This is a genomic window from Microbacterium aquimaris (genome assembly GCF_039531285.1).
GTDB lineage: Bacteria > Actinomycetota > Actinomycetes > Actinomycetales > Microbacteriaceae > Microbacterium > Microbacterium aquimaris.
Map to the genome: position 1 here is coordinate 1731469 of NZ_BAAAPT010000001.1, position 22065 is coordinate 1753533.

General features: G+C 69.3%; 19 protein-coding genes and 1 riboswitch. Of the genes, 7 read left to right on the forward strand and 12 right to left on the reverse strand.

Translation table 11 applies throughout. From position 1 onward, the window contains the following. Positions 1 to 61 precede the first annotated feature (61 nt). From ABD204_RS07950 to ABD204_RS07985, 8 genes are all read right to left on the reverse strand, one after another. Positions 62 to 1402 (reverse strand): ion channel protein, encoded by a 1341-nt coding sequence (locus ABD204_RS07950; protein WP_194424088.1) that lies wholly within the window; start codon positions 1400 to 1402, stop codon positions 62 to 64. Between the two features lie 128 nt (positions 1403 to 1530). Next, entirely contained in the window at positions 1531 to 2994 is a 1464-nt protein-coding gene (locus tag ABD204_RS07955) for an MFS transporter (RefSeq protein ID WP_194424089.1), read from the reverse strand. Between the two features lie 40 nt (positions 2995 to 3034). Next, positions 3035 to 3388 (reverse strand): Fe-S protein, encoded by a 354-nt coding sequence (locus ABD204_RS07960; RefSeq protein ID WP_194424090.1) that lies wholly within the window; start codon positions 3386 to 3388, stop codon positions 3035 to 3037. A gap of 78 nt (positions 3389 to 3466) precedes the next feature. Next, positions 3467 to 3943, reverse strand: coding sequence for a 6,7-dimethyl-8-ribityllumazine synthase (gene ribH, locus ABD204_RS07965; protein ID WP_194424091.1), 477 nt, complete (start codon positions 3941 to 3943; stop codon positions 3467 to 3469). Then, positions 3940 to 5217, reverse strand: a complete 1278-nt coding sequence (gene ribA, locus ABD204_RS07970) for a GTP cyclohydrolase II (protein WP_194424092.1) — start codon at positions 5215 to 5217, stop codon at positions 3940 to 3942. Before ribA ends, ribH begins: the two co-directional genes overlap by 4 nt. Then, positions 5214 to 5855: a riboflavin synthase gene (locus ABD204_RS07975; RefSeq protein WP_194424093.1), complete on the reverse strand. Its 642-nt coding sequence runs from the start codon at positions 5853 to 5855 to the stop codon at positions 5214 to 5216. Before ABD204_RS07975 ends, ribA begins: the two co-directional genes overlap by 4 nt. Next, positions 5856 to 6896, reverse strand: a complete 1041-nt coding sequence (ribD, locus tag ABD204_RS07980) for a bifunctional diaminohydroxyphosphoribosylaminopyrimidine deaminase/5-amino-6-(5-phosphoribosylamino)uracil reductase RibD (RefSeq protein WP_194424094.1) — start codon at positions 6894 to 6896, stop codon at positions 5856 to 5858. It abuts the gene before it with no gap. A gap of 66 nt (positions 6897 to 6962) precedes the next feature. Beyond that, positions 6963 to 7121: riboswitch (FMN riboswitch) on the reverse strand. 74 nt (positions 7122 to 7195) lie between these two features. Then, entirely contained in the window at positions 7196 to 8224 is a 1029-nt protein-coding gene (locus ABD204_RS07985; RefSeq protein ID WP_194424095.1) for a LacI family DNA-binding transcriptional regulator, read from the reverse strand. A gap of 132 nt (positions 8225 to 8356) precedes the next feature. Here ABD204_RS07985 and ABD204_RS07990 point away from each other — a divergent pair, with 132 nt between their 5' ends. The 4 genes from ABD204_RS07990 (at position 8357) to ABD204_RS08005 (ending at position 13605) form a co-directional block, all read left to right on the forward strand. Continuing rightward, the gene (locus ABD204_RS07990; protein WP_194424096.1) at positions 8357 to 10372 is read left to right on the forward strand and encodes a beta-galactosidase; all 2016 of its coding nucleotides are present in this window, start codon (positions 8357 to 8359) and stop codon (positions 10370 to 10372) included. After that, on the forward strand, positions 10369 to 11298 hold the full coding sequence (locus ABD204_RS07995) for a carbohydrate ABC transporter permease (protein ID WP_194424097.1): 930 nt from the start codon (positions 10369 to 10371) through the stop codon (positions 11296 to 11298). Before ABD204_RS07990 ends, ABD204_RS07995 begins: the two co-directional genes overlap by 4 nt. Continuing rightward, complete coding sequence (locus ABD204_RS08000) at positions 11295 to 12194, forward strand: carbohydrate ABC transporter permease (RefSeq protein ID WP_194424098.1); 900 nt, start codon at positions 11295 to 11297, stop codon at positions 12192 to 12194. The genes ABD204_RS07995 and ABD204_RS08000 overlap by 4 nt, the downstream gene beginning before the upstream one ends. 82 nt (positions 12195 to 12276) lie before the next feature. After that, positions 12277 to 13605, forward strand: coding sequence for an ABC transporter substrate-binding protein (locus ABD204_RS08005; protein WP_194424099.1), 1329 nt, complete (start codon positions 12277 to 12279; stop codon positions 13603 to 13605). Between the two features lie 70 nt (positions 13606 to 13675). On the opposite strand, the gene ABD204_RS08010 is transcribed toward ABD204_RS08005, so the two are convergent. Further along, entirely contained in the window at positions 13676 to 14653 is a 978-nt protein-coding gene (locus ABD204_RS08010; RefSeq protein WP_241747793.1) for a sugar-binding transcriptional regulator, read from the reverse strand. Between the two features lie 83 nt (positions 14654 to 14736). On the opposite strand from ABD204_RS08010, the gene ABD204_RS08015 reads away from it, so the two are divergent. Both ABD204_RS08015 and glpK read left to right on the forward strand, forming a co-directional pair. After that, entirely contained in the window at positions 14737 to 16461 is a 1725-nt protein-coding gene (locus ABD204_RS08015) for a glycerol-3-phosphate dehydrogenase/oxidase (RefSeq protein ID WP_194424101.1), read from the forward strand. Between the two features lie 202 nt (positions 16462 to 16663). Further along, entirely contained in the window at positions 16664 to 18193 is a 1530-nt protein-coding gene (gene glpK / locus ABD204_RS08020; RefSeq protein WP_194424102.1) for a glycerol kinase GlpK, read from the forward strand. Positions 18194 to 18196: 3 nt separating this feature from the next. Here the strand turns inward: glpK and ABD204_RS08025 are convergent, their stop codons facing one another. After that, the gene (locus ABD204_RS08025; RefSeq protein ID WP_194424103.1) at positions 18197 to 19072 is read right to left on the reverse strand and encodes an Fpg/Nei family DNA glycosylase; all 876 of its coding nucleotides are present in this window, start codon (positions 19070 to 19072) and stop codon (positions 18197 to 18199) included. A gap of 42 nt (positions 19073 to 19114) precedes the next feature. Next, on the reverse strand, positions 19115 to 19693 hold the full coding sequence (locus tag ABD204_RS08030; RefSeq protein WP_194424104.1) for a GNAT family N-acetyltransferase: 579 nt from the start codon (positions 19691 to 19693) through the stop codon (positions 19115 to 19117). A gap of 371 nt (positions 19694 to 20064) precedes the next feature. Here ABD204_RS08030 and ABD204_RS08035 point away from each other — a divergent pair, with 371 nt between their 5' ends. Continuing rightward, positions 20065 to 20922 carry an endonuclease domain-containing protein gene (locus ABD204_RS08035; RefSeq protein WP_194424105.1) on the forward strand — a complete coding sequence of 286 codons (858 nt, stop codon included), beginning with the start codon at positions 20065 to 20067 and terminating at the stop codon, positions 20920 to 20922. A 135-nt stretch (positions 20923 to 21057) separates the two neighbouring features. Here ABD204_RS08035 and trpS read toward each other — a convergent pair whose 3' ends face one another. Further along, the gene (gene trpS / locus ABD204_RS08040) at positions 21058 to 22062 is read right to left on the reverse strand and encodes a tryptophan--tRNA ligase (protein WP_194424106.1); all 1005 of its coding nucleotides are present in this window, start codon (positions 22060 to 22062) and stop codon (positions 21058 to 21060) included. Positions 22063 to 22065 lie beyond the last annotated feature (3 nt).

A 22065-nucleotide genomic window follows, 5' to 3' on the forward strand; every position in this document is an offset into this window, starting at 1 on the left:
GTACTTCGCTTCGCGGTGGCGAGGCGACGCCCTCGGTGTGCGGGGCTTCGGCGGCGGCCGCTCAGGCGGGCTTCGCGGGGGCCTGTTCGGGCTCGTCGTGACCGCCGGGTGGGGTGATGCGCATCTCCGGCAGGCGCGCGACGGCGAGCCAGCCGGGGAGGACGACCATGCACAGGATCGGAACCATCGAGGCGTCCCCGGCCACGACGGCGGCGATGAACAGGGACAGCCATCCGTCGCGGATGACGACCAGGCACACGCCGAGCACACCGGCGGAGATGGCGATCGTGAGCGGGATGTCCGGGAAGACCGTGTAGGCCAGGACGCCGATCGCGGCGCCGATGAACACGGCGGGGAACACGCGGCCGCCGCGGAAACCGGCGGCACCGGCGATCAGCAGCGCGGCGAGTTTGACCAGCACGATGACCGCGAGTTGCCCGGCGGTGTAGTCGTCGGCCGATTCGGCCAGCTGCGCCATCTGATCCAGCCCCTTGAACAGCGTGATCGGTCCGCCGATCGCGCCCAACACGCCCAGCATGAGCCCGGCGACGGTGAGGGGCAGGATTGGGTCGCGCCACCGGTGGAAGATGCGGTGCGCGACCGGGAAGGCGTAGAGCAGGCCGAGGCCGGCGACGATCGCGACGGCCACGACCACGAGCGCGAAGCCGAGGTCGCGCAGGATGTCGAGCTCGAAATCGGGCAACGGGATCGCGAGGCTGCCGTGGTGCGACATGAGCATCACGATCGAACCGGCCGCCGCCGACACGAGCGGGGCGAACAGGCGGTCCCACAGCAGCTCTTTCGAGGCGACCGTGGCCGCGACCGAGGTCACCAGGAGCGCCGCGCCGACCGGCGAGCCGAACAGCGCACCGAAGGTGCCGGTGACGACCATGAGGACGACGAGCTTGGTGGGGATCTTCGGCACCACTCGGCGGCAGATCCACACCGCCAGGGCGACGTTGATGGTGATGATCGGAGCCTCGGGACCGAGGCTCACGCCGGTGGCCAGGGTCAGGATGGCCGCCGCCGCGAGTCCCGGAAGGGTCGACAGGGGCAGAGGTGGCGGGAAGAACGTCTCCGTGGCGGGGTCGGGTCCGGCGTGGCCGGGGGCGAAGCGCACGATCAGGCCCGTGGCCAGACCCGCGCCGGTGAGGATGCCGATGATCCAACCCGCACTGTCGGGGTCGATGCCGCTCGCATCCGGCAACACCTCCCACAGCAGGTCCTCGAGGGCGAGCGCCGCGAGGTCGAGCACGATGAGACCCAGGGCACTGCCGATCCCGATCAGCAACGCCGGCAGCGACAGGGCGAGGAGACGCTTGGTGGGGGAGGAGCGTGCGGCGACGGCGCGGTCGTGCTCACGCCCGAATTCCGGGATCGGGCGGGCGTGGTCGTCGGCCATCGGGATCTTCCCCTCCATCGAACGCTGGGCGCCGCCACGACGGCGGCGCGTTGCCAGGATAGGGGAACGCACGGGGCGGTCGCGGGTCGCCCTTCCCGGTGGCCCGGGGGAGATCCCGGGGCCGACGGTCAGAGCGATCCGCTGGCGGCGACGCCGATGTTGTCGTCGTAGTCCATGTCTTTGGTCTCCGGCGCGAGGATCAGCGCGACGAAGGTCAGGCCCGCCATCGCCGACAGGTAGAGGCCCACCAGCCACGGGCTGCCTCCGGTGGCGGCCCACAAAGCCACGGCGACGATCGGGGCCAGCGCGGCGCCGAGGATCGAGGAGAGGTTGTAGGCGATCGCCGAGCCCGAGTAGCGGACGTTGGTCGGGAACAGTTCGGGCAGCACCGCGCCCATCGGGCCGAAGGTCGCACCCATCAGCATGAATCCGAACACCAGGAACGCCTGCACCATCGCCCCGGTGAACTTCGGGTCGACCTGTGGCAAGAGGAACACGTTGAAGGTGAGCCCGAACACGATGATGGCGCCGGTGACCCACAGGAGCAGGCGACGTCGGCCGATGGTGTCGGCGACGGGGCCGGCGAGCAAGGTGAAGATCCCGAAGAAGACCACACCGATGATCTGCATGAGGACGAAGTCGGTGTAGCCGAATCCGAGGCCCGGGTAGAACTGGTCGGCGAAGGCCGCGGCATCGAAGCTCTGGCCGGACGCCGCCGCGGCGGTGCGTGCGGCCTCGGTGGCCGTGTCGAGGTCGGCGGCCTTGGTCCCGTAGGAGAGCGTGAAGTTCGTCATCAGGTAGAACAGCACGTAGGTGGCCAGCATGATGAACGTGCCCAGGACGATCTGCCGACCGTTGCGCTTGATCACGGTCACGAGGGGGAACTTCCGGAGCGCACCGTGCGCGGCGGCCTTGACGAAGGTCTCCGACTCGACCAGACGCAGCCGCACCCACAGGCCGATGACGACCATGACGGCCGAGAACAGGAAGGGCACGCGCCATCCCCATGCGAGGAACGCCTCTGACTGCTGGGCGGGGCCGTCAGGGTGGGGAAGCGCCCAACTGATCGCGAGGAAGACGGTGTTGGCGATGATGAACCCGAGGGGTGCGCCCAGTTGGGGGAAGGTGCCGTACCAGGCGCGGCGTCCCTGCGGAGCGTTCTCGGTCGCGACCAGCGCTGCTCCCGACCATTCGCCGCCGAGCGCGAAGCCTTGGGCGAGTCGCAGGATCAGCAGGAGGAGAGCGGCGGCAGCGCCGATGTCCTGGAAGGTGGGCAGGCACCCGATGAGGATCGTCGCGACGCCCATCGTGAGCAGCGACCACACGAGGGTGATCTTGCGTCCGAAGCGGTCTCCGAAGTGGCCGAACACCACCGCGCCGAGCGGACGGGCGACCATTGCCGCACCGAACACGCTGAAGGACAGCAGGAGGGACGTCGTGTCGTTCCCGGTCGGGAAGAACAAGACCGGGAACACCAGCACCGCGGCGGTCGCGTAGACGTAGAAGTCGTAGAACTCGATCGTCGTGCCGACGAGGCTGGCCGTGATGACGCGGGAGCGGGGGTTCGCCGGTGCGGCGCTGGCGGAAGTCATGGCGAGCGCCGATTCTACTCTCGGCGACCGCGATGACGGGTCACACCCAGAGCACGGCGATGCCCGCGTTGACCAGGGTCAGCACCCCGATCGACCAGAAGAGGGCCGACGGAGCCGAGCCGTTCTTGCGCTGTCGCGCCGATCCGATGCCGAGCAGAGCGCCGATGACGAGCAGGATCACGAGCTTGACACCGATCTTGGCGTAGTTCAGTTCACCCTCCGTGCCCCACGGCGCGGCGAGGGCGAGACCGGCGGCTGCGGCGACGGCGAGCCCCCAGTTCATCAGCCGGGTGATGTGCCGACGGCCTCCGAACGCCTCCACGGCCCACGCCCCGAAGAGCAGGGCGAATCCCACGAGGTGCACGAGGACGACGAGGTGGCGAAGGAACTCCATGGGAGACAACCTACGACTCCGCGGCGAGCGTGCGCCAGCAAGGGCGACCTCACCCGCGGGTCGGCCTCGGAGGGGGCCTCAGCCGCGGAGTCCGCGGACGACCAGGGCGGTGCGCACGGCCGCATCGGCGGCCTCGGCCCCCTTGTCCTCGGTCGACCCGTCGAGTCCGGCCCGGTCGAGGCCCTGCTGCTCGTCGTCGAGGGTGAGCACGCCGAAGCCGATCGGTTTGCCGGCGTCGAGGGCGACGCGGGTGAGACCGTCGGTGGCGGCCGCGGCGACGAAGTCGAAGTGGGGGGTGCCGCCGCGGATGATCACCCCGAGGGCGACGACCGCGTCGGCGCCGCCGGCGAAGGCGGCCTGAGCGGTGACGGCGAGTTCGAACGAGCCGGGGACCCTCACGAGCCGGTGTCGCGCACCCGTCGCGTCGAGCACGCGCTGCGCCCCGGCGATGAGGCCGTCGGTGATGGTGTCGTGCCACGTACCGGCGACGATGACGACGGTCAGGTCCGACGCGTCGACGGCGGTGGGGTTCTGCGGTGCTCCGGTGCCGCTCATGCGCCGGTTCCTTCCTTCATCTGCGCGACGGCATCGGCGAGGTCTTCCTCGGCGATGATGTGTCCCATCCGGTCGCGCTTGGTCTCGAGGTACTGATGGTTGTTGGGGCCGACGCCGACCAGCAGCGGCACCTGTTCGACGATGTCGAGGCCGAACTCGCGCAACTGGTCCACCTTGTCGGTGTTGTTGGTGAGCAGACGGAGCCGCTCGACACCGAGGTCGGCGAGGATGCCGGCTGCGGCGGCGTAGTCGCGTGCGTCGGCAGGTAAACCCAGCTCGAGGTTGGCGTCGACCGTGTCGTAGCCGCGCTCTTGCAGCCCGTAGGCGCGCAGCTTGTTGATCAGGCCGATGCCGCGTCCCTCGTGACCGCGCATGTAGACCACGATCCCGCCCTCCCGGTCGATCGCATCGAGTGCCGCATCCAGCTGGGGGCCGCATTCGCACTTGAGCGAGTGGAACGCTTCGCCGGTCAGGCACTCGGAGTGCACCCGGACCAGGGCGGCGTCGGCGGAGAGGTCACCGGACACGACGGCGATGTGGTCGGTGCCGGTGACCCGGTCCTTGTAGGCGAGGAAGCGGAACGAGCCGTGTGCGGTGGGCACGCGCGACTCTGCCCGCAGGCTCACCCGCCGTCGGTGGGCGCGGCCGCGCGGGGCGGCGTCCGGGTCGAGCTCTTCGAGATGCGCGACCAGCTGCTCGATGGTGATCACAGGGATCCCGTCGCGGGCTCCGAGCTCGAGCAGCCCCGGAAGACGCATCATCGATCCGTCCTCGGCGACGACCTCGGCGATGGCCCCGACCGGTTCGAGGCCGGCCAGCCGCATCAGCTCGACGGCGGCCTCGGTGTGGCCGCCGCGCTCGCGCACACCGCCGTCGACCGCCCGGAGCGGGAGGATGTGCCCGGGGCGGATGACGCTGGTCGGGGTCGCTTCAGGGTCGGCCAGCACGTTGAGGGTGTGTGCGCGGTCTGTGGCGCTGATGCCCGTGGAGATGCGATCGGCCGCGTCGACGCTGACCGTGTACGCCGTCCCGCGGGCGTCCTGGTTGGTTTCGACCATCGGGGGCAGATCGAGCGCGTCGGCACGCTCTGCGGGCATGGGCGCGCAGATGAAGCCGCTGGACCATCGGACGGTCCACGCGATCCACTCCGGCGTCGCCAGCTGCGCCGACAACACCACGTCGCCTTCGTTCTCCCGGTTCTCATCGTCGGCGACGAGGACCGGGCGGCCGGCGCGCAGCGCCTCGAGGGCCTCCGGGATGGGGGACAGGTTCACGGTGCGCCCTCTTCCGTGTCGGTGCCGCCTCCCGGCGCGAAGGCCAGCAGGCGTCGGACATGACGCGCGAGGATGTCGGTTTCGAGGTTGACGCGGTCCCCGACGACGCGCTCGCCGAGGGTGGTGGCCGTGAGGGTCTCGGGGATGAGCGACACCTCGAACCAGGCGGGCTCGGCTCCCGGCCCGGAAGCCGCACTGACGGTGAGGGAGACCCCGTCGACCGCGATCGATCCCTTGTCGACGACGAGGGGCGCGAGGTCGCGCGTCAGGGCGATCCGCAGCACGCGCCATCGGTCGCCCGGACGTACCTCGAGCACGTGCCCGGTCCCGTCGATGTGGCCCTGCACGATGTGGCCGCCGAGGCGTCCGCCGGTAGCGGTGGCCCGCTCGAGGTTCACGCGTCGGCCGGCGGAGGCGGCCGCGAGGGTCGACATGTCCAGGGTCTGCTTCATGACGTCGGCGGTGAATCCGTCGATGTCCCGGTCGACGACGGTCAAGCACACGCCGGAGACGGCGATGGAGTCTCCGCGCGCGGCGTCCGAGACCGCCAGCGGGGCATGGAACGTCATGCGCGCTCCGTCGCCGGTCGGGGTCACCGAGGTGATCTCGCCGAGCTCTTCGATGATGCCGGTGAACATTCACTCGCCTTTCGTCGGCTCCGCCGTCGCGGCGGGGCGGGCGATGACCCGAAGGTCGTCGCCGAGGAGGTCGACCGAGACGGTGCGGAGCCGTCTCGCGTCGCGGATGGTGGACACGCCGATGTCGTCGAGCGCCAGCCGCCCGCCCCCCAGGAGGACGGGTGCCAGGTAGGCGAGCATCTCGTCGGCGAGGCCGGCGCGCACGAACGCGCTCGCCAGAGTGGGGCCTCCTTCGACGAACACACAGTGGACGCCGAGGTCGGACAGTTCGGCGAGCACAGCCGACAGATCGTGGCCCCGTCGGTGCAGGAACGGGCGCGGATGGCTGCGGACGGCCGCGTCATCGGGGATCTCACGGCGTCCGAGGATGAGAGGGATGGGCTGATGCTCGCGTAGGGCGCCCTCGGGGGTGCGCGCGGTCAGCGCCGGGTCGTCGGCGAGCACGGTGCCGATGCCGGCGGCGATCACGTCCGCCTCGGCGCGACGCCGGTGCACGTCCTCACGCGCGGCCGGGCCGGTTATCCACCGGCTGGTGCCGTCGTCTGCGGCGGCGCGCCCGTCCAGGGACTGCGCCCACTTGACCGTGACGTGCGGTCGGCCCAGACGCTGGACGGTCAGCCACGAGTCCAGCAGTCGCGTCCCGGCGTCGGCGAGCACGCCCGGCTCGATGTCGACGCCGGCCGCGCGCAACCATGCGGCCCCTCCCGACGAGGTGTCCCCGGGGTCGGCGACCGCGTACACGACGCGGGCGACGCCGGCTTCGAGGAGCGCGCGACTGCACGGACCGGTGCGGCCGGTGTGATTGCAGGGCTCGAGGCTGACCACGGCGGTCGCCCCACGTGCCGATCCTTCGGGAAGTCGGGAGAGCGCGTCGACTTCCGCGTGTGCGGTGCCGGCGCCGTGGTGCCACCCCTCGGATATGACCTCGCCGGTGGGGGAGAGGATCACGGCCCCGACCTGGGGGTTGACGCCCTTGGGGCCCCGCGCGGCGAGGGAGAGCGCGCGTTCCATCGCGGTCGTCTCCGCCTGGGTGGCCGGCATCCGTCATCTCCTCGTCACGGCTGGTGCGCGCGCGGGCAACGGGAAGCGGCGACGCATGACGCGTCGCTCGTGCCTCCTCCCATCCGGACTCGCGTCGGGTCTCCCCGTCGCATCACCGTCGGTCCCGGAATTCCACCGGATCAACCCTTCCCGACACCGCAGCGTCAGGAAGGGTTCGCGGACTGTCACCGCCGGTTCGGATTCTCACCGACCCCGGAGCACGTAGACACTCATTGTAGGTCAACGCGTGGGAGGCGCATGCATTCCCGCGCTCCCTGAGGGGTTCGCGCGCCGCGCGATCACGCCGAGGAACGCCACACCACGGGGCAGTCGAGCACGGTGCCACCACCGGGGGCGGGTGCGCCCTCGACTTGTCGCAGGACCGCCGCGGCCGCGGCCCGACCGAGGTCGCCGGCGGGCTGACGCACGGTCGACAGTGGGGGGTCGCAGCGCATCGCCCACGAGCTGTCGTCGAAGCCCACGACGCCGACGTCTGCGGGGATGCGCCGCCCCGCCGCCTGCAGGATGTCCATGGCGCCGGCGGCGACGGCGTCGCTGGAGGCGAAGACCCCGTCGATGTCGGGGTGGCGCGCCAGGAGCGCTCGCATGCCGGCCTGGCCGTCGCCGTACGAGTAGAGAGGGACCGATTCGACCAAGCTCGGGTCGAAGGTCTCGCCGAGCGCGTCGGTGAAACCCGCGAGCCGGTCGGCGCCCGAGTCGCGATCGAGGGCGGCGGCGATCATTCCGATCCGGGATCGGCCGGTCTCCCGCAGTCGGGTCGTGATGGCTGCGGCGGCGCTGCGGTTGTCGATGGCGACGTAGGCGGCGTCGCCGATGTCGCGGGGGTGGCCGACGTAGGCGGCGGGGATGTCCAGTCGGGTGACGGCGCGGGTGATCGCATCGCCTTCGCGTGCCGACACGATGATGACGCCGTCGATGAGCCCGCCGCTGAGGTAGTTGCCGAGGCGGGCGATGTCACGCGCCGAGTCGGCGATGAGGGTGGCCATCTGATAGTCGGCTTCCGAGAGCGTCTCGTTGGCGCCGAGCAGGATCGATCCGATGTTGGGGTCTTCGACGAACAGCGAGTGCGGTTCGTGGACGATGAGTCCGATCGCCTGCGACCGTCGCATCACCAGGCTCCGCGCCGCGCGGTTGGGGACGAAACCGACTTTCACGATGGCGGCCTCGATCGCTTGCCGGGCCTCATCGGAGACGTAGCGCTGTCCGTTCAGGAGGCGACTGACAGTGCCGCGGGAGACGCCCGCTTCGACGGCGACGTCATGCACCGTGGCGCGACGGCGACGTTGGGGGTGCTCCACGCGACCCATCGTAGGTGAACGCGCACAGGCCCGGGGGTGTTGACCGGCAAGCGCGTGTGTGTATAGCCTGTGCACGTTCACACAAAGTGTTTCGATGACGATTCATCATCGTCTGTGCACGTTCACAGATACGAGGAGACCATGGCGGCCCCCGCACGAACCTTCACCCACGACGGCATCGCGTTCGGGGGCGACTACAACCCCGAGCAGTGGGGACCGTCGGTGTGGACCGAGGATGTCGCCCTCATGCGCGAGGCGGGTGTCGACCTCGTCGCGATCAACGTGTTCGGGTGGGCCCGCATCGAGCCCCGCCCGGGGGAGTTCGACTTCTCCGGCCTGGATCGTGTCATCGAGCTGCTGCACGGGGCCGGCATTCGGGTGAACCTCGCCACCGGAACCGCCTCTCCGCCGCCGTGGCTCGCGCACGCCCACCCCGAGATGTTGCCCGTCGCCGAGGACGGAACGCGCCGCTACCCGGGTGGTCGCCAGGCGTTCTGCCCGAGCTCGCCCGTCTACCGTGACGCGGCTCTCCGGCTGGTCGAAAAAGTGGCCTCGCGCTACGGTGCGCATCCCGCCGTCGCGCTCTGGCACGTCTCCAACGAACTGGGGTGCCACAATGCCCTGTCGCACAGCGATGCGAGCACCGAGGCGTTCCGAGAGTGGCTGCGCGCCCGGTACCGCACCATCGAAGCGCTGAACACCGCATGGGGCACCGCGTTCTGGTCCCAGGAGTACGGGGGGTTCGACGAGATCCTCACCCCGCGTGCGGCCCTGTCCGCGCGCAATCCCGGGCAGGCCCTCGATTTCCACCGGTTCAGCTCCGATGCGCTGTTGGCTCACTATCGCGCCGAAGCCGAGGTCATCCGGCGTCACAGCGAGCTACCGATCACGACGAACTTCATGGTCGCCGCGCACATCGAGAACATGGACTACTGGCAGTGGGCGCCGGACATGGACGTCATCGCCAACGACCACTATCTCGACCACCGCCTCGGGGACCCGCGTGCCGAACTGTCCTTCGCGGCCGACCTCACGCGCGGGCTCGCACAGGGGGAACCCTGGATGCTCATGGAGCACTCCACCGGAGCGGTCAACTGGCAGCCGGTCAACCACGTCAAAGAACCCGGCCAGCTCGCGCGCAACTCCCTCACCCATGTGGCGCGCGGGGCGGACGGGGTGTGCTTCTTCCAGTGGCGGGCCTCGGTGCAGGGGACCGAGAAATTCCACTCGGCGATGCTTCCCCACGCCGGGACCGACTCGGCGCTGTGGCGCGAGGTCGTCGACCTCGGCGCGACCGTCGGTCGCATCGGAGAGGTCGCCGGCACACGTGTCGTCGCCGACGTGGCCCTGGTGTTCTCGTGGGAGTCGTGGTGGGCCTCCGACGCCGAGACCCGACCGAGCACCGCGTTCGGCTACCTGGATCAGGTCCATGCCGCCTACGCCGCGCTCGCCGCCTGGAACGTGACCGTCGACATCGTCGCCCCCGGGGCGCCCCTCGACGACTACCGCCTCGTGGTGGTGCCGGGCCTGCATGTCGTCCGCGAATCCGAAGCGGCCGTGGTCAGTGAGTGGGTGCGCCGCGGAGGGACCGTCTTGGTGACGTTCCTGTCGGGGACCGTCGACGCCGACGACCGCGTGTACACCGGCGGGTACACCGGGCCCTTCCGTGACCTGCTCGGAGTCTTCGTCGAGGAGTTCGCCCCCGTCGAGGTCGGCCGGCCCCTGCGCCTGGCATCCGGCGGTACGGCCACGCTGTGGTCCGAGCGGATGCGGGCGACCACCGCCGACGTGATCGACACGATCCTGGACGGGCCGGCGGCCGGTTCGCCGGCGATCACGCGCCACACGTGGGGCGAGGGCGCGGCGTGGTACCTGTCGACCCTCCCGGACCGCGACACGTATGCGCACCTCGCCGAGAGGCTGGTCGCGGAGTCCGGTGTCGCCCCGGCGGCGCGCCTGGACGCGGCGCGGTCCGAGGTCGAAGTCGTCCGCCGGCGCGGCGACGACCGGTCGTACCTGTTCGTCGTGAACCACTCCGTCGAGCCCGTCCGCGTCGACGCGGACGGATTCGACCTCATCACGCAGAATCCCGTGACCGGCAGCGTCGAGGTGCCCGCGGGTGCCGTCCGCATCATCCGAGAGGAGCGTCCCTCATGACCGCCGATGTCCGTGCCGTCCCCGTCCCGGGGCGGCGCACGATCGGAAAGTCCGGTCGCGGCGCGGTACGACACCGCTCGTCGATCGCGATCTTCACGGTGCCCTTCGGCATCCTGTTCCTGCTGTTCTATCTGCTGCCGATCGGCTATGCGGTGTGGCAGTCGCTGCTCGTGGTCGAGCGTGAGGGCACCTACGGCGCCCCGCAGGAGGTGTTCGGCTGGTTCACCCAGTACGCACTGGTGATGCAGAACGGCCCGTTCTGGGAGTCCGTCGCCCGGGTGCTGCTGTTCGGCGTGGTCCAGGTGCCCATCATGCTGGGCCTGGCCCTGCTGTTCGCGCTGCTGTTGGATTCGCCGGTGCTGAAGGGCAAGAAGTTCTTCCGGCTCGCGTTCTTCGTGCCTTACGCGGTGCCCACCGTCATCGCGGCCATCATGTGGGGCTTCCTGTTCTCGCCCAACCTGTCGCCGTTCACCGATGTCACGCGTGCCGTGGATTTCCTCTCGCCGGAGCTCGTGCTGTGGTCGATCGCGAACGTGGTGACGTGGGTGTACGTCGGGTACAACATGCTCATCATCTACTCCGCCTTGCTGGCGATCCCGTCCGAGGTGTACGAGGCGGCGCGGATCGACGGAGCCGGACAGATCCGCATCGCATGGTCGATCAAGATCCCGATGGTCATGCCCGCGATCATCCTCACCGCGATCTTCTCGATCATCGGCACGCTCCAGCTGCTCGCCGAGCCCCAGGTGTTCCGCTCCTTCAGTTCGGCCGTGTCGAGCACCTTCACCCCCAACATGACCGTCTACGCCACGAACTCCATCCCCAACGTCAACCTCGCCGCCGCGTTCTCGGTGGTGCTGGCCCTGGCGACGTTCGTGCTGTCGTTCACGTTCTTGAAGCTCACCCAGCGGAAGGCCGACTCATGAGCGTTCTGACCCGCACCGCCGGCGCCACCTCCGACGACCTGCGAACCGGCAAGGGCCCCCGCGAGAGCATCCTCTCCCGCGGCGCCGCGCTTCTGATCATGGGCGTGTTCACGCTGTACTTCCTCGTGCCCATCTGGTGGCTGTTCATCTCCTCGACCAAGGATCGCGGTCAACTGCTGACGACGAACGCCCTGTGGTTCGCCGACTTCAACTTGTTCGCCAACATCGGCGACCTTCTCGCCTACAGCGACGGCGTCTACATCCGCTGGCTCGGCAACAGCCTCCTGTACGCCGGTTTCGGCGCGCTGGTCGCGACCTTCTTGGCCGCGATGTGCGGCTACGCGCTGGCCAAATACCCGTTCCCCGGACGTGAGCTGTTCTTCAACGTCGTGCTCGGCGGAGTGCTCGTCCCGGCCACCGCTCTCGCCCTGCCGCTGTTCCTGTTGTTCAGCGAGGTCAACATGACCAACACCGTCTGGGCGGTCCTGCTGCCGAGTATCGTGAGCCCGTTCGGGGTGTACCTCAGTCGCATATACGCGGCCTCCAGTGTTCCCGACGAGCTCATCGAGGCCGGTCGACTGGACGGGGCGGGCGAGGTCCGCACCTTCTTCACCGTGTCGATGCGCCTGATGACCCCGGCGTTGGTGACGGTGTTCCTGTTCCAGTTCGTGACGATCTGGAACAACTTCTTCCTCCCGCTGATCATGCTGCGCAGCCAGGAGCTGTTCCCCGTGACCTACGGCCTCTACACCTGGAACACCCAGCTGAACCAGATTCCCGAGCTGCGCACCTACGTGCTCGTGGGGTCGCTGCTGTCGATCATCCCGCTCATCATCGCCTTCCTCCTGCTGCAGCGCTTCTGGCGCACCGGCCTCGGGTCGGGATCGGTCAAATGACCGGGCGCGCGGGATTCCGAACGTCGGGGCTCCGCTCCGGCACCCACCAGTAAGTCCGTCCCTCACAGAAAGTACGCCAAACATGCACAACACCAAGAGAGCAGTCGCCACCGGCGTCGTACTGCTCAGCGCCGTCGCGCTGGCAGGTTGCACCTCCGACGGCGGATCCGGAGAGGGTGGCGATGCCGCCGCCTGCACCCCGGCCGATGGCCCCGTCACGCTCGAGTTCACGTCCTGGATCCCCGGGATCGAAGACGTCGTCGAGCTGTGGAACGAGGCCAACCCCGATGTCCAGGTCGACGTGCAGACCGGGCCCAACGGCAACTCCGGCACATACCAGAACTTCTTCAGCCAACTCGAGGCGGGAAACGCCCCGGACCTGGGCCAGATCGAATACGACGCACTGGCGAGCTTCCGCGTGCAAGACGGGCTGGCCGAGCTGTCGGCGTGCGAAGACGTCGTCGCCGCGGAGGCGGAATTCATCCCGTGGACCTGGAACCAGGTCACCCTCGGCACCGAGGGCATCTACGGCGTGCCGCAGGACTCCGGGCCCATGGCACTGTTCTACCGCTCGGATCTGTTCGAACAGGCGGGTATCGACGTGCCGACCACGTGGGACGAGTACCGTTCCGCGGCAGAGCGGGTGCGCGAGGAGGGCGGGTACATCACGAACTTCTCCACCAGCGACATCAACCAGTTCGCCGGATTCGTCTGGCAAGCCGGCGGCGACTGGTTCTCCACCGAAGGGGACGCGTGGACGGTCGAGCTCGCCGGGGGTGAGTCCCAGACCGTCGCCGAGTACTGGCAGGGCCTGATCGACGACGACCTCGTCGCGACCTACCCGGCATGGACCGAGGAGTGGAACAACGCGTACAACTCCGGTGAGGTCTGGACCTGGAACTCCGCCGTCTGGGGCGCCAACTCCATCTCGAGCGGTGCTCCCGACACAGCGGGGAACTGGTCGGTCGCCCCGTCGCCGCAGTGGAACGCCGGTGAGGCCGCCGCGGGGAACTGGGGAGGATCTTCCACCGCCGTGTTCAAGGGCACCGAGCACCTGTACGAGGCGACGCAGTTCGCGCTGTGGCTGAACACCTCTGAGGAGGCCCTGACGGCGCTCAACCAGAGCGCGAACCTCTACCCCGCCACCGAAGCCGGTCTGCAGCTGCCGGTTCTGGCCGAGGGTGTGGAGTTCTACGGCGGTCAGGCCATCTACGACGTCTTCGCCGACGCCGCCGCCGAGGTCAACCCCGACTTCCTGTGGGGGCCGACGATGACGCAGACCTACGCAGACGTCTCCGACGGTTTCCAGCGCGCGGTCACCGGGCAGGGGACCCTCGCGGAGGCGCTGCAGTCGGCTCAGGAATCGACCATCGCCACTCTCGAGGCGCAGTCGATCCCCGTCGCGGAGTGACCCGGCGATGACCCGACGCCTCCGCGACGCGACCTCGGCACCCCGGTGCCGCATCCGTGTCGCGGAGGCGTCAATCGTTCTCGACGAGGGCCCGGGCGGTGCCCTCGTCGATGACGAGATCGGTCACCAGCCCCGCGGCGATCGCGCCACGCAGGCTCGTCAGTTTGGATTCGCCGGCGACGATGCAGCATCGTCGCGCGACCTCACGGAACGCCGCGAAGTCCGGGCCCGTCGCACGTTCGTTCAGGGCGATGCCGTCACTGGATCCGTCGGCGCGGTAGAACACGGTGGCGACATCGCCGACCACCCCGTCCGCGGCGAGGGCATTCAGGTCGGCCGGGTCGAGGAACCCGCCCGAGTAGACGTGGCTGCGCACCCGCGCGGTCGCCGACCCGACGCTGAAGACGACCAGTCCCATCTTCTGCTGCGTCTCGAGGATGCGGCGCGTGCTGCGCTCCCGCCACAGCAGCCGCTTGGTCTCCGGGTCGTCGAAGAACGCCGGCACCGGAAACTGCTGCACGCTACCGCCGTACGCCTCGCCGAACCGGCTGAGGATCTCGCTCGCGTACAGCAGTCCGGTCGTGTAGGTGTTGCCGGACCCGTTCAGCTGCACGAACGTCGTGTCGTGCACGGACTTCGGGATCAGGTGCGTGCTCACCGCCGCCAGGGTCGACCCCCACGCCACGCCCACCGTCAGCTCGGAGTGGACCAGGTCGTGGATCACGTGCGCGGCGCCGAGGGCGACCCGGGTCAGACGCTCGGGCTCGGGGAGATCGCCCGGCATCGGGACGACGTGGGCCGTGACGCCGAACCGGGCGGCCAAGCGAGACTCCAGCGTGTGGGGAGCCTCGTGGGGCGAGCGGATCCGGATGTCGACGATCCCCTGCGCCCGCGCGTAGGACAGCAGGCGCGACACCGTCGATCGCGAGGTCCGCAGCTCGCGCGCGATCGCATCCATCGTGCGGTTCTGGACGTAGTAGAGGTGCGCGGCGGTATGGGCGCGGTCCACGCGGAACGCGCCGTCGCGCCCTTCGTCGACCTCGTCCATGACGACATCGTTGCACATGTGTTCAACCACGCTGAAATATCTCGCACGGGTGTGATGATGGAGTCCGGACCGAAAGGACGACCATGACGGATCGAAACGTGACCCGCGCACACCGCACCGACCTCGCCGCACGGCCCCACGCCGACGTGCTCATCATCGGGGGTGGGATCAACGGTGTCGCCACGTTCCGGGACCTCGCGCTGCAGGGCGTCGACGTCGCCCTCGTGGAGAGGAACGACTTCATCAGCGGCGCCTCCGCGGGCTCGTCGCACATGATCCACGGCGGCGTGCGCTACCTGGAGAACGGTGAGTTCCGGCTGGTCCACGAGGCGGTCCGCGAACGCAACGACCTCATCGGCACCGCCGCGCACTACGTCAAGCCGCTGCAGACCACGATCCCGATCCACTCGGCCTTCTCGGGCCTTTTCAGCGCCCCGATGCGCATGCTCACGCACGCCCCGGGCAAGCCCACCGAGCGTGGTGCCCTCCTGATCAAGGTCGGGCTCACGATCTACGACTCCTTCTCCCGCAACGGCGGCCGTGTTCCACGGCACGAGTTCCACGCTCGCAAGCGCTCGCTCCGGGCCCTCCCGGACCTCCACCCCGGAGTGAAGTGCACCGCAACCTATTGGGACGCCGCGATCCGCGACCCTGAGCGGCTCGGACAGGACCTGATCCGTGACGCGCGTGCCGCCGGGGGCGACCGGGCCCGCGCGGTCAACTACACCTCGGCGGTCGCCGTCGACGGCGACACGGTCGTGCTCGAAGACGGGCCGACCGGTCGGCGCATCCCCTTCTCCGCGAAAGTCGTCATCAACGCCGCCGGCCCCTGGGCCGACCTGGTCAACGACGCACTCGGGCGGGAGACCCGCTACATGGCGGGGACCAAGGGCTCTCACATCGTGCTCGACCATCCGCAGTTGCTCGACGCGACCGGTGGGCGGGAGCTGTTCTTCGAGAACAGCGACGGGCGTATCGTGCTCATCCACCCCCTCAAGGGTCGCGTCCTGGTCGGAACCACCGATCTCGAGCACGACATCGCCGAGCCGGCGACCTGCACCGAGGAGGAGATCGACTACTTCATCGATCTCATCGCCCAGGTGCTGCCGGACATCGCCGTCGACCGATCCCAGATCGTCTACCGGTTCAGCGGCGTACGACCCCTGCCGAGCCACGAGGACCTGCCGCCGGGATTCGTCTCGCGCGACTACCGCGTCGAACACAGCGACCTCGCCACGGGCGGGCCGCGGCTGATCACGCTCGTCGGCGGCAAGTGGACGACCTTCCGCGCCTCGGCCGAGCACCTCACCGACGACACGCTGGCCGAGCTCGGGCGCGAACGTGCCGTGACCACGCGGGGCCTGGCCATCGGCGGCGGGAGGGGCTACCCGACCGACGAACGCGCGCGTCAAGCATGGATCGAACGGCACGACGACGGTGTCGGCCGTGAACGCACCGGTCGGCTGCTCGAGCGGTACGGCACGCTCGCCGCCGAGGTCATCGACGCGATCATCGACGATGACGACGACCGCCCGCTCGCGACGCTGCCCGATTTCTCCACCGCCGAGCTGCGCCACCTCGCGCGCACCGAAGACGTCGAGCGTCTCGCCGACATCCTGCAGCGACGCACCGACCTCGCCTTCACCGGACGACTCTCGCGCGAGATCTTCGAGGAGATCGCCGATGCGATCACCCCGGTCCTGGGCTGGGACCAGTCGCGCGTCGCCTCGGAAGTCGCCCGCACGATGGAGCAGTTGTCCGCGCTCCACGGGTGGCGCGAGGCCGCTGCGGAGGACATTCCGGCGTGAGGAGGCACGCGGCCTTCACCTCCCAGGGAGAGTGGGGCGACCCGCAGGAGGTCAAGAAGGCGGGTGGGTCGCAGAACGCTCGAGGAGGCCGACTCGATCGCGTGGGCTATCGCGTCGAATACGCTGACGTACATCGTCTGACCCGGTGCGGGGCATCCGACGGGAGGATGCCCCGCACCCCATCCGAGAAGAAAGAGGCGACGTGGCCGAACACGTGATCGCGATCGATCAGGGGACCACTTCGACTCGGGCGATCGTCTTCGATGCGCGCGGGTCGATCGTCACGAGCGCGCAGCGCGAACACGAGCAGATCTTCCCCAAAGCGGGCTGGGTCGAGCACGACCCGGAGGAGATCTGGACCAACACCGCCTGGGTGTTGGACTCCGTACTCGAACAGTCCGGGCTCACGGCGGGTGACATCGCCGGGATCGGCGTGACCAATCAGCGCGAGACCGCCATCGTGTGGGATCGTCGCACGGGACGGCCCGTCGCGAACGCGATCGTGTGGCAGGACACCCGGACCCAGCAGCGCATCGACCGGCTCTCCGCGGACGGTGGCGTGGATCGATTCGCCGACACGACCGGCCTGCCGCTGGCGACCTACTTCTCCGCTTCGAAGATCGCGTGGATCCTCGACAACATCGACGGCGCACGTGCCGCCGCCGAGGCGGGCGACTTGTTGTTCGGCACCCCCGACTCGTGGGTGATCTGGAAGCTCACCGGCGGGCGCGAGCACATCACCGACGTCACCAACGCCAGTCGCACGCTCCTGATGGACCTCGAAACCCTCGACTGGTCCGAGGAGATGCTCCGGGTGTGGGACATCCCACGCGGCATGCTGCCGGGCATCCGTTCCTCGTCGGCCGTCGTCGGCGAGGCCAGCGAACCCGCCGCGGCGGCCGGAATCCCGATCGCCGGCATCCTCGGCGACCAGCAGGCGGCCACGTTCGGTCAGGCCGCCTTCGAACCGGGCGAGTCGAAGAACACGTACGGCACGGGCAACTTCCTACTCGTCGGCACCGGTACGCAGATCGTGCGCTCGGGCAACGGGCTCATCACGACCGTCGCGTACCGGATCGGGGACGAACCCGCGCGCTACGCGCTGGAGGGTTCGATCGCCGTCACGGGCTCCCTGGTGCAGTGGCTGCGCGACAACCTGGGCCTCATCCGCTCCTCCGACGAGGTCGAAGAGCTCGCCGGAGGGGTCGAAGACGCCGGTGGCGCATACTTCGTGCCGGCCTTCAGCGGGCTGTTCGCGCCGCACTGGCGACCGGACGCGCGCGGCGCGATCGTCGGCCTGACCCGATACGTCAACCGTCACCACATCGCACGCGCGGCGCTCGAATCCACCGCCTTCCAGTCCTGGGACGTCATCGAGGCCGTCGAAGCAGACACCGGGCACCGACTCGAAGAGATCCGCGTCGACGGCGGCATGACCAAGAACGACCTGCTGATGCAGTTCCAGGCTGACATCCTCGGCATCCCGGTCGTCCGCCCGAAGGTGGTCGAGACCACCGCGCTCGGCGCCGCGTATGCCGCGGGGCTCGCTACCGCCGTGTGGGCCGATCACGACGAACTGCGCGCCCACTGGCGGGAGGACCGACGGTTCGAGCCGGCGATGGGCGACGATGAACGCGACCGCCGGCGGCGACTGTGGCGAAAGGCCGTCTCGAAGTCGCTCGACTGGGTCGACGACGATGCGCGCGTGCTCATGGGCACCGTCGACGATTGACCGTCACTTCACCAGGCGGGACAACCGGCGATCCGCGAGGAGCCTCCCGCCGGTCTGACAAGTGGGACAGTACTCCAGCGAGTTGTCCGAGAAGAACACGCTACGCACCTCATCCCCGCACACCGGGCATGCCTGCCCCCGGCGGGCGTGCACCTTCATCCCCCGCCTTTTGGCGTCCTTGAGGTCGGTCGGCGGTCTGCCCGACGCCGCTTCGAGGGCTTCGGTGAGCGTGGCCTGCATGGCCTCGTACAGATGCACCACCGCATCCGCGTCGAGGCTCGAGGCCAGCGCATACGGAGACATCCGTGCCGCGTGCAAAATCTCGTCGGAGTAAGCGTTGCCGATCCCGGCGATGAGGCTCTGATCCCGCAGCACGCCCTTGATCTGGGTGCGGCGGCCCTCGACGATCCCCGCCAGCGTCTCGGCGGTGAAGGCCGGGTCCAGCGGATCGGGGCCGAGTCGGGCGACACCGGGGACATCCGCGACGTCGCGCACCACGGACACCGCGAGCGACTTCTTCGTGCCGGCTTCGGTGAGATCGAACCCCGACCCGTCCGACAGTGCGACGCGGAGCGCGATCGGAGACTTGCCAGGCCGCACCACGGTCGTCGGCAGCGCCTCGTACCAGCGCAACCAGCCCGCTTTGGCGAGGTGGAACACGAGGTGCAGTCCGTCGCCCTCGGTCGTGGAGACGGCCATGTCGATGAACTTGCCCCGCCGCGCGAAACCGGTGATCCGGGTCCCGTGGAGGACGTCCACGGGAGGGTCGTAGGTCTTCAGCGCGGCGATGTTCGTGACGGCGACGGTGGTCACATCCAGCCCCGGGGCGCGCCCGTCGAGGTGGTCGACGAGTCCCTGCACCTCCGGCATCTCCGGCATGCCCTCATCCTGGCACGACGGCGGAGGCGTGGGGCGGGTTCGTCAGGAAACGCGTATGGCGGCGTCGAGGACCGGCCACGGCCGGGGTGCTCGGTCGTCGTCGGGGAGAAGACCGGCGAACCAGGCGTCCTCCCGTCCGCGGGGGCTCGGCAGCGCCATCCGCGAGGTGCCCTCGAATTCGAACCCGAGCGCCCGTGCCGCACGAGCCGAGGGGAGGTTTCCGACCACGGCGCGCCATCCGATCCGCGCATACCCGCCGCCGTCCGCCGCGAAGCCCCAGTCGAGGACTTCGCGCGCCGCCTCCGTCAGCACGCCCCGACCGCGCGCCGTGGGGGCCACCCAGTAGCCGAGGTCGGCCGTGTCGGGAGAGGTGCGGTGAAGGCCGATGACCCCACAGAGCTCCGCACCCTCACGGACGGCCCACAGCTGCTCGGCGTCCTTCTCCCACTGCGCGGTGGCGGTGGTGCAGTACTGGACCGCGTGACGCCGTTCATACGGTGACGGCACGGTCGTCCAACGCTGGATCTCGGGGTCCTGGCAGGCCGCGAACACCGCGTCGACGTCATCCGCCACGGGCACCGACAGGACGAAGCGATCGGTGGAGAGGACGACGGGATGCATCATTTCAGCTTACGTCTCCGGCGCGCATCCCCTGGTCGCGGTCCTGACTCAGGCTCAGCCGCGAACTCAGCCGATGGTGCCCCGCGGAGAGGAGGCTGGGCCTGAGTTGGTGCACGCCGGCCCCTCCGGGCTCTCCGGCCTCTCCGGCCGCCCCGGCCTCCCGGCCTCCCGGCGACCGGCCGCCATTCGTGCGGGCGAGCGGCCCTTACTCAGGTGCGGCGGCGAGGGGTGGCGCGCCGCACCGCCGGATCAGGCGCACAGCCTGAGGTGGTGCCCGGAGTCGTCCTGCACAGGTGCAGGTTCGGCGCGGGTGATCCACAGGCGGCGCCGGGCGGCGTGAACCGGTCACGGCATGACAGGAGGATGCCGACATGGATTCGGACTGGCGGATGTGGTCCCGTCGCGACCTGCTTGCGGAAGGGATGGGGCGGCGTGGCATCCAGCACGCGGTGGAGGACGGGTGGCTCGTCCGCGCCCGCAGAGATCGATACCTCGCGTCGACGGCGCCGGCCGAGCTGATCCGCGCGGTGCGCGTCGGAGGCCGGCTGACCTGCCTCGCCCTGCTCCGGCTGCTGGATGTGTTCGTGCTCACCGGCGGCGGACTGCACGTGCACATGCCCCCGAACGCCAGTCGCATGCGTTCGCCCTCCGATCGAGCCACGCCCCTCGCCGGTCGTGGCTCCCGAGAAGTCGTGCTCCACTGGGTGCCCTTGCTTCGGTCGCTCGGAGCAGACGATCCTCGCGTGCACCTGGTGGATGCCCTCGCACACGCGGTGTGTTGTCAGCCGGCGCGCCATGCGGTCGCCACGTTGGACAACGCGCTGCACCGGGGACTTGTCGGGGAGCCGGAGATCGCGGAGGTCTTCGCCGCACTGCCGTCGAAGTACCGCATCGTGCGCGCTCTGCTCGATCGCAGAGCCGAGTCGGGCACCGAGTCGCTGATGCGGTTGATGGTTCGTGCCGCCGGTGCGACCTACGACCTGCAGGTCGTGATCGACGGCGTCGGTCGGGTCGACCTGCTGGTCGACGGCTGGCTCGTGATCGAGTGCGACAGCGAGGAGTTCCACTCCTCGTGGCACCAACAACTCAAAGACAGACGGCGCGACCTCGCGCTTGCACAGCGCGGCTACGTGACCTGGCGTGTCACGGCCGCGCAGATCATGTATCAGCCGGAAGAGGTCGCCGCCGGTCTTCGCGGCCTCCTCGCGGCGCGCCGCGGTGGACGTTGAGTGTGCCGCGTGGCATGTACTCAGGCCACGAGTCGCCTCCGCAGGGCGGTAGCCACGCCATCGCGCGTCGCGCGCGCGAGGCGTGCGCGTGCAGCCTGATTTCGTGCTCGCGACCCCGGGTGGGGGCCGGGCGGGTCACACGCGGCGAAGGAGGCCGATCTTGTCGTAGACGTCGCCGAGGGTGCGGTTCGCGACGTCTTCGGCCTTGGCCGCATTCGCCGCGAGGACCCGGTCGAGTTCGGCGGGATCGTCGAGCAGGGCGAGGGCGCGTTCGCGGACCGGGCCGAATTCCTCGACGACGACCTCCGCCAGGCCCTTCTTGAAGTCGCCGTAACCGCGCGCGGCGTACTCGTCCTCGATCGCCGGGATCTGACGACCCGTCAGGGCTGCATAGATGACGAGCAGGTTCGACACGCCCGGCTTGTTCTCCCGGTCGTAGCGCACCGACCCCTCCGAGTCGGTCACGGCACGCATGATCTTCTTCGCCGACTTGGACGGCTCATCGAGCAACCACAGCACGCCGGCGTCGGTCTCGGCCGACTTGGACATCTTGGCGGTCGGGTTCTGGAGGTCGTAGATGCGCGCCGTGTCCTGCTGGATCACGGGCATCGGCACCTGGAAGGTCTTGCCATAGCGCGAGTTGAAGCGCTCGGCGAGGTCCCGGGTCAACTCGACATGCTGCTTCTGGTCGTCTCCGACCGGAACGATGTCGGTCTGGTAGAGCAGGATGTCGGCGGCCATCAGGACGGGGTAGGTGAACAGGCCCACCGACGTCGCGTCGCTGCCGTAGCGGGTGGACTTGTCCTTGAACTGCGTCATACGCCCGGCTTCGCCGAACCCGGTGACGGTGGACAGAACCCACGCCAGCTCGGCGTGTGCCGGAACGTGCGACTGTACGTAGAGGGTCGATTTGGACGGCTCGATGCCCGCGGCGATGTACTGTGCCGCGGTGCGCCGGGTCTTCGCCCTCAACTCCGCGGGATCGTTCGGTTGGGTCAGGGCGTGAAGGTCCACGACGGAGAAGAAGGCCTGGTAAGACTCCTGCAGATCGCGCCACTGCATGAGCGCCCCGATGTAGTTGCCGATCTGGAGGGAGTCGGCCGAGGGCTGCATTCCGGAGTACAGGCGCGGTTTGTTCACCCC

What these genes read in the sequence shown, in the direction of transcription:
- ABD204_RS08000 (WP_194424098.1), top strand. Translation starts at nt 11,295, where the DNA reads ATGAGCGTTCTGACCCGCACCGCCGGCGCCACCTCCGACGACCTGCGA.
- ribH (WP_194424091.1), bottom strand. Translation starts at nt 3,943, where the DNA reads ATGAGCGGCACCGGAGCACCGCAGAACCCCACCGCCGTCGACGCGTCG.
- ABD204_RS07960 (WP_194424090.1), bottom strand. Translation starts at nt 3,388, where the DNA reads ATGGAGTTCCTTCGCCACCTCGTCGTCCTCGTGCACCTCGTGGGATTC.
- ABD204_RS07975 (WP_194424093.1), bottom strand. Translation starts at nt 5,855, where the DNA reads ATGTTCACCGGCATCATCGAAGAGCTCGGCGAGATCACCTCGGTGACC.
- ABD204_RS07950 (WP_194424088.1), bottom strand. Translation starts at nt 1,402, where the DNA reads ATGGCCGACGACCACGCCCGCCCGATCCCGGAATTCGGGCGTGAGCAC.
- ABD204_RS07985 (WP_194424095.1), bottom strand. Translation starts at nt 8,224, where the DNA reads ATGGGTCGCGTGGAGCACCCCCAACGTCGCCGTCGCGCCACGGTGCAT.
- ABD204_RS07990 (WP_194424096.1), top strand. Translation starts at nt 8,357, where the DNA reads ATGGCGGCCCCCGCACGAACCTTCACCCACGACGGCATCGCGTTCGGG.
- ribD (WP_194424094.1), bottom strand. Translation starts at nt 6,896, where the DNA reads ATGCCGGCCACCCAGGCGGAGACGACCGCGATGGAACGCGCGCTCTCC.
- ABD204_RS07995 (WP_194424097.1), top strand. Translation starts at nt 10,369, where the DNA reads ATGACCGCCGATGTCCGTGCCGTCCCCGTCCCGGGGCGGCGCACGATC.
- ABD204_RS08015 (WP_194424101.1), top strand. Translation starts at nt 14,737, where the DNA reads ATGACGGATCGAAACGTGACCCGCGCACACCGCACCGACCTCGCCGCA.
- ABD204_RS08010 (WP_241747793.1), bottom strand. Translation starts at nt 14,653, where the DNA reads ATGGACGAGGTCGACGAAGGGCGCGACGGCGCGTTCCGCGTGGACCGC.
- ABD204_RS07955 (WP_194424089.1), bottom strand. Translation starts at nt 2,994, where the DNA reads ATGACTTCCGCCAGCGCCGCACCGGCGAACCCCCGCTCCCGCGTCATC.
- ABD204_RS08030 (WP_194424104.1), bottom strand. Translation starts at nt 19,693, where the DNA reads ATGCATCCCGTCGTCCTCTCCACCGATCGCTTCGTCCTGTCGGTGCCC.
- ABD204_RS08025 (WP_194424103.1), bottom strand. Translation starts at nt 19,072, where the DNA reads ATGCCGGAGATGCCGGAGGTGCAGGGACTCGTCGACCACCTCGACGGG.
- ABD204_RS08005 (WP_194424099.1), top strand. Translation starts at nt 12,277, where the DNA reads ATGCACAACACCAAGAGAGCAGTCGCCACCGGCGTCGTACTGCTCAGC.
- ABD204_RS08035 (WP_194424105.1), top strand. Translation starts at nt 20,065, where the DNA reads ATGGATTCGGACTGGCGGATGTGGTCCCGTCGCGACCTGCTTGCGGAA.